The sequence below is a fragment of the Flavobacterium sp. GT3R68 genome (assembly GCF_007109225.1).
Lineage (GTDB): Bacteria > Bacteroidota > Bacteroidia > Flavobacteriales > Flavobacteriaceae > Flavobacterium.
The window spans coordinates 136,956-149,121 of record NZ_VJZK01000002.1 but is presented as its reverse complement, the minus strand read 5'-3'; the positions used below and the strand labels follow the sequence as shown (position 1 = coordinate 149,121).

General features: G+C 38.4%; 13 protein-coding genes. All 13 read left to right on the top strand.

The annotated features are described in order from the left end of the window. The first annotated feature begins 126 nt into the window (after positions 1 to 126). The gene (locus tag FNW07_RS04980) at positions 127 to 1,680 is read left to right on the top strand and encodes a T9SS type A sorting domain-containing protein (RefSeq protein ID WP_126743629.1); all 1,554 of its coding nucleotides are present in this window, start codon (positions 127 to 129) and stop codon (positions 1,678 to 1,680) included. 110 nt (positions 1,681 to 1,790) lie between these two features. Beyond that, complete coding sequence (locus FNW07_RS04975; protein ID WP_158626842.1) at positions 1,791 to 3,308, top strand: T9SS type A sorting domain-containing protein; 1,518 nt, start codon at positions 1,791 to 1,793, stop codon at positions 3,306 to 3,308. Positions 3,309 to 3,412: 104 nt separating this feature from the next. After that, positions 3,413 to 4,993, top strand: coding sequence for a T9SS type A sorting domain-containing protein (locus tag FNW07_RS04970; RefSeq protein ID WP_126743631.1), 1,581 nt, complete (start codon positions 3,413 to 3,415; stop codon positions 4,991 to 4,993). Positions 4,994 to 5,066: 73 nt separating this feature from the next. Further along, complete coding sequence (locus FNW07_RS04965) at positions 5,067 to 6,668, top strand: T9SS type A sorting domain-containing protein (RefSeq protein WP_126743632.1); 1,602 nt, start codon at positions 5,067 to 5,069, stop codon at positions 6,666 to 6,668. Between the two features lie 69 nt (positions 6,669 to 6,737). Then, positions 6,738 to 7,514, top strand: a complete 777-nt coding sequence (locus FNW07_RS04960) for a 3'-5' exonuclease (RefSeq protein ID WP_126743633.1) — start codon at positions 6,738 to 6,740, stop codon at positions 7,512 to 7,514. A gap of 95 nt (positions 7,515 to 7,609) precedes the next feature. After that, the gene (locus FNW07_RS04955) at positions 7,610 to 8,221 is read left to right on the top strand and encodes a fumarylacetoacetate hydrolase family protein (RefSeq protein ID WP_126743634.1); all 612 of its coding nucleotides are present in this window, start codon (positions 7,610 to 7,612) and stop codon (positions 8,219 to 8,221) included. After that, positions 8,221 to 8,565 (top strand): Hpt domain-containing protein, encoded by a 345-nt coding sequence (locus FNW07_RS04950; protein ID WP_126743635.1) that lies wholly within the window; start codon positions 8,221 to 8,223, stop codon positions 8,563 to 8,565. The genes FNW07_RS04955 and FNW07_RS04950 overlap by 1 nt, the downstream gene beginning before the upstream one ends. Positions 8,566 to 8,637: 72 nt before the next feature. Further along, the gene (locus FNW07_RS04945) at positions 8,638 to 9,891 is read left to right on the top strand and encodes a CinA family nicotinamide mononucleotide deamidase-related protein (protein WP_126743636.1); all 1,254 of its coding nucleotides are present in this window, start codon (positions 8,638 to 8,640) and stop codon (positions 9,889 to 9,891) included. Positions 9,892 to 9,962: 71 nt separating this feature from the next. Beyond that, a complete protein-coding gene (gene rpmB / locus FNW07_RS04940) occupies positions 9,963 to 10,199 on the top strand; it encodes a 50S ribosomal protein L28 (protein WP_144265613.1) in 237 nt (78 codons plus the stop codon). A 26-nt stretch (positions 10,200 to 10,225) separates the two neighbouring features. Continuing rightward, positions 10,226 to 10,408: a 50S ribosomal protein L33 gene (gene rpmG, locus FNW07_RS04935; protein ID WP_008253902.1), complete on the top strand. Its 183-nt coding sequence runs from the start codon at positions 10,226 to 10,228 to the stop codon at positions 10,406 to 10,408. A 72-nt stretch (positions 10,409 to 10,480) separates the two neighbouring features. After that, positions 10,481 to 10,633, top strand: coding sequence for a DUF4295 domain-containing protein (locus FNW07_RS04930; protein ID WP_073370281.1), 153 nt, complete (start codon positions 10,481 to 10,483; stop codon positions 10,631 to 10,633). 232 nt (positions 10,634 to 10,865) lie between these two features. Then, complete coding sequence (gene ftsY / locus FNW07_RS04925; RefSeq protein ID WP_126745190.1) at positions 10,866 to 11,846, top strand: signal recognition particle-docking protein FtsY; 981 nt, start codon at positions 10,866 to 10,868, stop codon at positions 11,844 to 11,846. Between the two features lie 5 nt (positions 11,847 to 11,851). Then, complete coding sequence (locus FNW07_RS13750) at positions 11,852 to 12,019, top strand: hypothetical protein (protein ID WP_185964619.1); 168 nt, start codon at positions 11,852 to 11,854, stop codon at positions 12,017 to 12,019. Positions 12,020 to 12,166 lie beyond the last annotated feature (147 nt).

Below are 12,166 nucleotides of genomic sequence, written 5' to 3'. Positions count from 1 at the left end.
ATAATAAATAAATTGATATAAAATGACCTCATTTGAGGTCATTTTTTTTTGGTGTCAATTTATTAAATACTATTTTAAAAAGTTGTAAATTAGTAGTAATCAATTAATAATCAAATAGATGAAATTATGAAACAATTTAGACTTTTATTTTTATCCGTCCTTTTACTGTTAGCGCCAGCGTCTTTTTCTCAATTTGGAACGCTGGATTCAGATTTTAGTGACGATGGAAAAGTTTTAACAACTTTTGGTGAATTTCATTCATCGGTACGATCTATAGTTATTCAGCCTGATGGCAAAATTATTGCTGCAGGAGATATCTTTGACACTAACCGTCCATTTTCTCAATTCGCATTATCCCGTTACAATAGCGATGGATCGCTCGACGAGGAATTTGGTTTAAAAGGAAGAATAATTGAAAATTCCGGTACGCAAATGCATTTACATTCCATGAGTTTACAACTTGATGATAAAATTTTAGTGGCAGGAATTGAATTTCCCAGTAAAAGTAAAACATCATTTTCATTACTCAGAAGATACAATTCTGAAGGTACTGTAGATTTATCATTTGGCACCGCGGGTAAAGTGCTTCTAAATTCAATTTTTTCTACCTCTATGACCGTCCATGAGGATGGGAAAATTATTTTGGTTGGTTATTCCGTTCACCATTTTTTCAAACCCAACAATTATGTATTGATGGTAATGAGATTTAATCAGGACGGAACTTTGGACGATAGCTTCGGCGTCAATGGGGTGGTACAAACCAAAATAAGAAGTTTAGGCGCCCAAATATCCGTTGCTGTACAAAATGATAATAAAATAGTCGTATCTGCTGATATCCTTGGAATTAACGATAGAGATATTATTATTTTGCGTTATCTGTCTGATGGCTCATTTGATACTGATTTTGGAAATAAAGGAGTAGTAGTTGTGGATGCCAAATATGATAATGCTGCCGAAACTGTGAAAATTCAGCCTCTTGATGGGAAAATCGTAGTTGGTGGTACATCGGAACCGCCTTTGAGTTATTCTTTCATGCTGGCGCGTCTATTGCCAAACGGAGATCTTGACTCCGATTTTGGGGATTCCGGTCTAGCAATTACGGAGGCAGCAAATAGTGAACAATTAAAATCGTTAGTGGTACAATCAGACGGAATGATTTTGACTTGCGGTCTGGTTCGCTATGCAACAAAAGATGAAGAGATTATTTTGAAACGATTCGGTTCCGATGGAATATTAGATTGGACCTTTGGGAAGTATGGTGTCGTTGTTACTGATTTTGATCTTAGAAGCGGGACTGCCTCAATGGCCATGCAGGCTGACGGTAGAATTATGGCCGGAGGTTATGCGGGTGGTAGTTCCAAAGTGGATTTTGCATTACTTCGGTATATTTCAGGAGTAAAAGTGGAAGGGCAGGCTGATGAGAAAAATATCTTTTCCATATCTCCAAATCCTGTTGATAAAACTGTCAATCTAGCATTCGATCTGAAATATTCCCAAGGATTAACGGTGGATTTATATGATTTCAATGGAAGAAAAATTCAAAATGTCCTTCAACGCAAAGATTTTCCGGCAGGGACCAATTCCTATACAATTGAGTTACCCGAAAATTTAACTAAAGGGATATACTTTTTAAATATCTCAAATGGTAAAAGTACCTCAAACCTGAAAATTGTTAAATAAAATTATATAAAACCCTCCATTTTTAGAGTGGAGCGTACATATATTTAAAAGTATGCAAATGAATAGCAATTGTTTGGACGAAGTGAATGTGCGAATCAACAGCAGCCATCATGAAAAAAATTAAAATATTTCTGTTTATAGTACCTCTACTTTACTCAAATGTAATATGCGCCCAATATGGGACACTTGATAATACTTTTGGGGATGAGGGGAAAGTGATCACCTTTTTTGGGCAATACGAATCAGAAGTACACTCTTTAGCAATACAACCAGACGGGAAAATTATAGCCGCAGGGAGCGTATTTGATCATGGTGGATACAACCAATTTGGCTTGGCTAGATACAATGCCAATGGAACACTTGACAGCACATTCGGTACTGACGGGATCATCATAAGTGCCTTTTTGGAGAATTCACTTTTGAATTGTATGGTATTACAAACAGACGGTAAAATTATAGCAGGAGGCAATGTGTCTGGTGTGTACCCAAATTTTCAATCTCTTCTAGTGCGGTATAATTCAAATGGTACTATAGATCCCACTTTTGGAGTTGCAGGGAAAGTAATTACAAACTCCAATAATATTAGTTCGTTAGTGTTACAGCCCGATGGAAAAATTGTCTGTGCCGGAATTTCATTTGATGGGTCCGACAGGGATATACAGTTAATTCGATATACAAAAGAAGGAATGTTGGATGCTGGTTTTGGTATCGGCGGAATAGTAACCACATCTATTGGGGATCGGGATTTTGGATATTCAGCAGCACTGCAAACGGACGGGAAAATAATTCTCTCCGGGGCCACATCTTCCGGCAGCGGATTTACAACTGATTATGTGATCGCAAGGTATTTTGAAAGCGGAATTTTAGACGTCGGTTTTGGCAGTAATGGTATCGTAATGTTTGATATGGAGGATAGCGATGTAGCACGATCTGTAAAAATTCAAAAAGATGAAAAAATTGTTTTCTTAGGTTATTCCAAATTATTCCGTCTGATGTCAGATGGGAATATTGACACTGGTTTTGGGACAAACGGAATAGTTACGTTGCCCTTAGGAAATGAGATCCAAATACAACCCGATGAAAAAATAGTAACTGTCGGAACTTATGAAAATTCGCTAGGTTCCAGTGATATTGCATTAGCACGTTATGAAAGTAGTGGTGATTTAGATTCCACTTTTGGAACAGGCGGAATTGTCACTACGTCCTTGGGAGCAAGTTCACGAAGTGGTGCCAACGCAGTGTCGATGCAGACTGATGGTAAAATAATAGTAGGGGGGAGCGTGAGCGAGGCATTCCTTTCGTCACATCCACATTCTGTGATACTGCGCTATAATTCAGGATTGTTGTCAAATTCTGAATTTGACATGCAAAAAAAGCACTTTGTAGCCTATCCCAATCCGGTAAATCAAGTTGTTAATTTAGATTTTAATCTTAATCAATCCGACGAACTGTCCATTGATTTATACGATAGCAACGGAAGAAAGGTCGCAAATCTGTTAAAAGAAACCGCTTTTGAATCAGGTAAACATTCCCAAAAAATGGAACTGCCCGGAACTTTAGCGAACGGTATTTACTTCCTGCAAATTTCAAATGGCATAAATACCACAAATATTAAAATTGTTAAATAATCCCCAGATTTCTGTTTAATCAATTTGTTAGTTTTTCTGTTCACCCGAAGCATTTGTTTTTCGGAACGGACAGGCTTTTGTTATAAATCAAAAATGGAGATATTATGGGGAGAATTAAACATTTATTTTGGACATTCATCTTAATGGTCGCAACGGACTCTTCTGCGCAAGATGGAACGCTGGACACAACATTTGGGAATAGCGGAGTTGTAATGACTGATTTTGGAGGATATTTATCGGATATAAAAGATATAGCGGTTTTGTCCAACGGTAAAATAATAACGGCGGGTGGAATCTTTAACCAAAGTGGGTATAACAAATTTGCTTTGTTGCGATACAATAAAGATGGTTCGTTGGACAACGAATTTGGTGCAGATGGAAAAGTGATTAATGACTTTGGAGGGTATTATGTAAATGGAATGTTACAGGAATCTGAAGGTAAAATAATTGTCGCAACCCGCGAATATGACTATTTTGAAGGCATTTTTGCAAGCAGGTCTTTTTTAGTCCAATACGATAAAAACGGCATTTTAGACAGTACTTTTGGTGTTAACGGTGTAATTATTAAAAATACAAATGGCATAAACTCGCTGGCACTGCTGCCTGATGGAAAAATATTGGCTGCCGAAAGTTATGGAAGTACTGCTTTGGGCGTGACCCACAGCCTCATTCGCTATAATTCTAATGGAAATCCGGACAGTAGTTTTGGCATCAATGGTGCTGTACCAATTACTGCGATAGGACAAGTAGCACTGACAAAAGATGGGAAAATACTAATTTCAAGTAGTGATGGGAATTTTGTTTTTACAAGATATTTAAATGACGGTACACTAGATGCTACGTTTGGTAATAATGGCACTCTAACCATAGATATTGATGTGGATAATTTGCGTTTTGTAAAAATTCAACCAGATAATAAAATTTTATTTATTGGCCGTTCCTATCATTTTATCGATTCACCGTACACCATTTCCGATGACCACTATAGAATATTCAGGCTTTTGCCTAATGGGGATTTGGATGCGAACTTTGGAGAAAATGGTATGATTGTATTAACTGTTTCACCTGATTCTGCATTGACTGATAATGCCCCGGATTCAATAGTGATACAATCTGACGGAAAAATTGTCGCCATCGGCAGACATCCCTATATTGATGAATATGGGTATAGTCTTGATCAAATCGGAATCGTCCGGTATTTAGTGACTGGTGTTCCGGATGTTACTTTTGGAGAGAATAGTCTTCTGCTTATTCCAAATGATAATTTAGGTGGTGGAAATATGTCAAATTCAACTTGCCTGCAGTCTGATGGGAAACTTGTCATTGGATCTACATTCTGTGAAGCACATCTTTCCTGTCATCCTCACACATTATTGTTAAGATATGGTTTAGGTCAAACATTAACCGACAATGAATTTGAAGGACATAAAAATACATTTTCCGTGTATCCCAATCCTGTCAGTCAAATCGTCAATTTGGATTTTAATCTTAATCAATCGGAGGATTTGTCAATCGATTTATACGATGTCAACGGTAGAAAAATTTCGAATTTGCTAAAGAATAAAAATTTTCAATCTGGGCATAATTCCCAACAATTAGATTTGCCCGGAACCCTGTCCAAAGGGATTTATTTTTTAAGCGTCTCAGACGCGGAATATACGGCCGTCGTAAAAATCGTAAAATAACAGCTCCAATTTCTATCTATTTTAATCACTTGCACAGCTATCCATTAATAATGATGATAAAATTGCAGAAATTATGAAAAGAATTAAACGTTTATTTTTAGTATCGATTTTAACCACAACAATGATTTCATTTGCCCAGGATGGTACTCTTGATACCACTTTTGATGTAGATGGGAAAGTTGTTACGCTTTTCGGATCCAATCTTTCCAGTGTACACGATTTGGCAGTCCAGCCTGATGGTAAAATAATAGCAGGCGGAAGTGTTTTTGCAACTTCCACTATTTATAATCAATTTGCCTTGGCGCGATACAATCAGGACGGATCGCTCGATGGGGCTTTTGGGGTTGGCGGAAAAGCAGTATCTGACTTTTCAGACTTACGTCTCGAATTTACTGCGATGGCTATTCAAAGCGATGGTAAAATAGTCGCGGTGGGGAGTTCGCATACGTTTTTCAACGGACTGCCTTATGAGCAATTCGAAATCATGCGATTCAATAGTAATGGGAGTATTGATACCGGTTTTGGTGTAAACGGAAAAGTATTGTCAATTACAATTGGCGATGTTAGTAATATGGCAGCTGTTATTATTCAAGCCGACGGAAAAATAATTGTGGGGGGAGACACCATGATTTACAGTGATCCAACCTCTGATTTTGTGGTGCTGCGATATCTGGACAATGGTGTTTTAGATACGGGCTTCGGGCATAATGGTGTTGTCATTACATCGCTACAGGCAGATGATGTTGTTAAAGCGATGACCTTACAGGCTGACGGTAAAATTATTCTGGCAGGATCTTCCCGTGCTGTATATGATCCGATACTGGGTTATTATGCACAGGATTTTGCTGTAGTGAGATATAATAGTAACGGAAGTCTGGATAACACTTTTGGAATCAATGGAAAACTTATTGCAGAAGGCAATGAAGAGTTTGATACTGCTTTGCTGGTTGAAAGTCTGGCGGATGGTACCATAATAGTTGCAGGTAATGCCAGACCGACCGGAGGGCCAAATAATTTCCTGATGATGCATCTTTTGCCGAAAGGCGAATTGGATCCCGATTTTGGAACGGGTGGAGTGATAATTAAACCCCTGTCCGTCGGGGAAGTAACCGCCATGGAAATGCAAACCGATGGGAAAATCTTGCTCGCTCAATATCATGCTACTGGAGGTATTTCCAGTGCGGATATTCAATTGATACGTTTTTTAGCCACCGGAGGGTTGGATTTGACTTTTGGAGAAGACGGTATAGTCACCACTGATTTTATCAATCAAAACAGTCAGGCAAATGCAATCACTGTTCAAGATGACGGTAAGATTTTGATAGGCGGAGGCTCGGGAAATCCTATTCATGTCGATTTTGCGGTTTCGCGGTTTAATTCCACCTTAAAACTGGATAATTCGGAATTTAATATGGCGGAGTCGTTTTCGGTGTATCCTAATCCCGTTCAACAGACTGTAAATTTGACTTTCACACTAAAACATTCTCAACTGTTATCAATAGATTTGTATGATACAAGTGGAAGGAAAATTATCCGTTTGATAAACGACAAAACATTTGCTGAAGGTAGTAATTTCCAAAAACTGGAACTGCCGTCAACATTGTCAAAAGGTATTTATTTCCTGAATATTTCAGATGGGAGTAAGGCTTCTGTTGTCAAAATCGTTAAAGAGTAAAAGACGTGTTGCCGTTTGTTTTTCATATTGTTTTATATTGAAGTATATTTGCTTTTTTAAAACGAAACCATGGAACTCAAACTGAACAAGCCAATTTGTTTTTTCGACCTGGAAACTACAGGGATTGACATCGGAAAAGACCGAATTGTAGAAATATCAATTTTTAAGGTTTTTCCAAACGGAAATAAAGAAAGCAAAACATGGCTGGTTAACCCAACTATTCCCATTCCGTCGCAAACTACAGCCGTACACGGAATTACAAATGAAAAAGTAGCCAATGAGCCAACCTTTAACGAATTGGCGCCGCAGGTCTATAATATGATTAAAGATTCGGATTTGGCTGGATTCAATTCGGATCGCTTTGATATTCCGTTATTGGCCGAAGAATTATTGCGCGCCGGAGTAGATTTTGACATGAAGAACCGTGTTTCGGTTGATATTCAGACTATTTTCCATAAAAAGGAAGAACGTACATTGAGTGCTGCCTTAAAATTTTATTGCGGACAGACCTTGGAAAATGCACACTCTGCGGAGGCAGATACGATGGCAACATACGAAATACTGAAAGCGCAACTCGACCGTTACCCTGAATTGGAAAATGACGTGAAATCGCTATCGGAATTCTCGACCAGAAAAAAGATTGCGGATTTTGCAGGAATGATTGCATTTGACAAAGATGGAGAGGAAATTTTTGCTTTCGGGAAGCACAAAGGCATTAAGGTGGATCATATTTTGGAAAGCGAACCCGGCTATTTCAGCTGGATTCAGAATGCTGATTTCCCGCTGTATACCAAAAAAGTCCTGACCGCCATTAAACTCAGAAAACTGAACAATAAATTAAGCTAGAATCAAAATAGCCCTGATAGCAGTGGTATCCTTTTTCTGGCTCCTTTAGCCAGGAAAAGATATAGCGGACAGCAGGAATAGCTCCAATAAGCCTTATGAAAATTATCTGCATCGGTAGGAATTACACCAAACACATTGAGGAATTACAAAACGAAAGACCGGAAGAGCCTGTTGTGTTCCTGAAACCGGATTCGGCCGTTTTATTGAAGCAGCATCCGTTTGTGATTCCGGAATTTTCGGATGATATTCACCATGAGCTCGAAATAATCGTGAAAATCAATAAAGTAGGGAAGTATATCGATGCAAAATTTGCCGGGAAATACTATGATGAAATAGGCGTCGGGATTGATTTTACGGCCCGGGATTTACAGCAAAAACTGAAAGACAAAGGGTTGCCATGGGAAAAAGCCAAAGCTTTTGATGGTTCGGCCGTTATTGGAGAATTTATGCCAAAAAACACGTTTAGTTCGATAGAAAATCTTACATTTGAATTAACAAAAAACGGGGAAACAGTCCAAAAAGGAAATTCCAGTCATATGTTGTGGAAGATAGACGAGCTGATTGCTCATGTGTCGCAATTTTTCACACTGAAAATCGGGGATATTATTTTTACCGGAACACCGGAAGGCGTTGCGGCTGTGAAATCGGAAGATGTTTTAGAAGGGTATTTAGAGGGAAATAAACTATTTAGAATCCAGGTAAAATAATGGCTTTACATTACAACTTAGCAAAAGTGTATGCACTTTCGGACAACGATCCGGAATTTGTATCTGAAATAATTAATTTATTTGTTACTGAAGTCCCAATGGATTTGGAACAGGTAAAACAGGGAATTGAAGAGAAAGATTATAAAATGGCGTATAGTTTCGCCCATAAGATAAAACCTTCTCTTGATTTGCTTGGGTTGAATCTCGCATACGAGGACATACTTCAGATTGAGGCCTGGTCCAAAACAGAAGGAAAGAAGAAAGAAATCAAGGAAACTTTTAAAAGCGTGGCCAACCAGGTCGAGAAAGCTGTCAAAGAGATAAAGAAAGATTTTAATTTATAGATAAAAAATTAATTGGAAGGCAAAAACTATCATCTTGGTATTTTTTGTCTTTTTGCATTATATAAAATACCAATGAAAGCAACCATAGTAACTATTGGGGATGAAATTCTGATAGGGCAGATCGTAGATACCAATTCGGCTTTTATAGCCAAATCATTGGATCGCGTCGGAGTCGAGATTCAGGAAATACTTTCGATCAGCGACAATAAACAGCACATTTTAGATACGTTGTCGGCACTTCAGAATCAGGTTGATCTGGTGGTGATTACTGGTGGTTTAGGTCCTACAAAGGATGATATTACCAAAAAAACATTATGTGAGTACCTGGACGATATTTTGGTGGTCAATGCAGCAGTTGAGGCTCATGTCATCGATCTTATTGAACGGGTAATGAATCGTCCCGCTTCACAAATCAATAAGGACCAGGCTTTGGTTCCTTCGACATGCACGGTGCTGCACAATCAGGTAGGAACGGCTCCCGGAATGTGGATGAAAAAGGAAAACACCGTTTTTATTTCGTTGCCGGGTGTGCCGTATGAAATGAAATACCTGGTTGAAAATGAAATCATCCCTAAAATCGTGAAAGAATATCAACGTCCCTACATCATCCATAAAACAATCCTGACCTACGGGCAAGGCGAAAGTCTGGTCGCCGAACGTATTGAGGAATGGGAAAATAACCTACCGCAGTTCATCAAGTTGGCGTATCTGCCAAGCCCGGGGAAAGTACGGTTGCGGCTTTCGGCCCGGGGAACCGATAAAGGAATGCTGGAAATAGCTATTGCTGAAAACGTAAATACTTTAACCCAGATCATCGGAGACATCATTGTTGGCTTTGAAGAAGAAGACACGATTGAGGTCGTTTTGGGCCGGTTATTAACCCAGCAGCAGAAAACTATCGCGACAGCAGAAAGCTGCACCGGGGGGGGGATAGCCCAGGTTCTGACCTCGGTTAGTGGCGCTTCGGCGTATTTTAGAGGGAGTATTGTTTCGTATTCAACGGAAGCTAAGATTGATGTTTTAGGATTGTCGGAACAGCTGATAAAGCAGTATTCGGTTGTAAGTGCTCCGGTAGTGAAAGAAATGGCACTGGCAGTCCAACGTTTGATGAAAACGGATTACGCGATTGCGACAACCGGAAACGCGGGACCGGCCAAAGGCGATTCAGATGCCGAAATCGGTACTGTTTTTATCGCTTTGGCAACGCCGGACGAAGTTATTGTCGAAGAATTTAATTTCGGTCAACCCCGTGAAAAAGTGATAGATAGGGCGGTAAATAAAAGTTTAGAGCTGCTGCAGAAAGAAATTTTAAAAAATCTGCTTTAATTATTTTGTATTATAGGTTTATTTTTTGTTTCTTTGCACCCTGATTTTGAATAACGATAAAAGATAAGATAATGTCAAGAGTTTGTGACCTTACAGGTAAAAGAGCGATGGTAGGAAATAACGTTTCTCACGCTATGAACAAAACTAAGAGAAAATTTTCTGTAAACTTAGTTAAGAAGCGTTTTTATCTTCCTGAAGAAGATAGATGGATTACTCTTAGAGTAGCAGCATCTACAATAAAAACAATTAATAAAAATGGAATCGCTGCAGTTTTGAAAAAAGCGCAGACTGAAGGATTTATTAAATAATCCATTCCAGATAAATATATAGCAAGATGGCAAAGAAAGGTAATAGAATTCAGGTAATTTTAGAATGTACAGAGCACAAAACTTCAGGTGTTCCGGGAACTTCTAGATACATAACAACAAAGAACAAAAAAAATACTCCGGACAGATTAGAGATTAAGAAATTTAATCCAATCTTGAAGCGTGTAACAGTTCACAAAGAAATTAAGTAATAATTAGAGATTTTTATAAATCTCAAATGGTCCACATTTGAAGTTTTATTGAAATTTAAATAACATTGAATCATGGCAAAGAAAACCGTAGCATCGTTACAAACATCTTCAAAGAGATTATCAAAAGCCATCAAAATGGTGAAATCTCCTAAGACTGGCGCATATACATTCGTAGAATCTATTATGGCTCCTGAAGCAGTTGATGAATTCTTGAAAAAGAAATAATTCAGCATAACAGTATATAGAAAAGCTACTTTCATTCGGAAGTAGCTTTTTTATTTTTTATATTTACAGTAGTTTCTAATACGGAGCTATTTCCTGCTATACGCTATATCTTTTCCAGGCTAAAGAAGCCAGAAAAAGGATGCCGCTTCTATCAGGGCTAAAGTTGATTGCTAAAACTAAATTTCCGTTTTTTCGGAAATCTAAAGATCTAACCATCTAACAATCCATAAAAATGAGTTTTTTTAAAAAAATATTTTCTTCAGAAAAAAAAGAGACGAACCTAAGCGAACAGGCGAAGCAAACCTTGGACAAGGGTCTCGAAAAATCGAAAACCACTTTCTTTTCCAAATTAACCAAAGCTGTTGCCGGAAAAACCAAAGTCGATGATGAGGTATTGGACAACCTCGAAGAAATCCTGGTTTCATCCGATGTAGGTGTCGATACGACTCTTAAAATCATCACCCGAATCGAAAAACGCGTTGCCGAAGATAAATATTTAGGCACCGACGAACTCAATCAGATTCTCCGGGAAGAAATAGCAGGACTTTTATCGGAAACCAATTCCGGAGATGCAACCGAATTTATAATTCCAATAAACACCAAGCCTTATGTCTTAATGGTGGTTGGCGTTAACGGTGTGGGAAAAACTACTACAATCGGTAAGTTAGCATACCAATTCAAAAAGCAGGGCTTTAACGTCGTTTTAGGCGCTGCGGATACTTTTCGTGCCGCTGCCATCGATCAGCTTCAGGTTTGGGCTGATCGCGTAGGAGTGCCTTTGGTAAAACAAAGTATGGGTAGCGATCCTGCTTCCGTAGCTTTCGATACGCTGCAATCTGCGGTTGCTCAAAATGCCGATATTGTCATCATTGATACTGCAGGGCGTCTGCATAACAAAATCAATCTGATGAATGAATTGACCAAAGTGAAACGCGTTATGCAAAAAGTAATTGGCGAAGCACCTCACGATGTATTGTTGGTTTTGGATGGTTCTACCGGACAGAATGCTTTCGAGCAGGCCAGACAATTTACTGCCGCTACCGAAGTAACCTCATTGGCAGTTACCAAACTCGACGGAACGGCAAAGGGCGGTGTCGTAATCGGAATCTCCGATCAATTCCAGATTCCGGTGAAATATATTGGAGTAGGGGAAGGTATCGAAGATCTTCAGGTGTTTAACAAATATGAATTCGTAGATTCTTTTTTTAAATAATAAACATGAATTTTTTCAATAATTTAAAACCGATGCACCTATACTTATCCAGTATTATCTGTATTGTCGGGTCGAGTCTTCTTAAAAATGACTATCACACGTTTTATATTGTCTTTCTGGTGTTGGGAGTTATCCTGTTCTTTTGGGGAATGACGAAAAGAATTAAGAAATAGTAAACATCTTTAAATTTTTGTCATTTTTTATATCAAAAAATTTGACCATGCGTAAGACAAAACAAAAACCCATTTCACCCTGAAATGGGTTTTTGTTTATTATGATTTATTGATGATGATATGGTAAATGAAGTTCGTAAGAATATA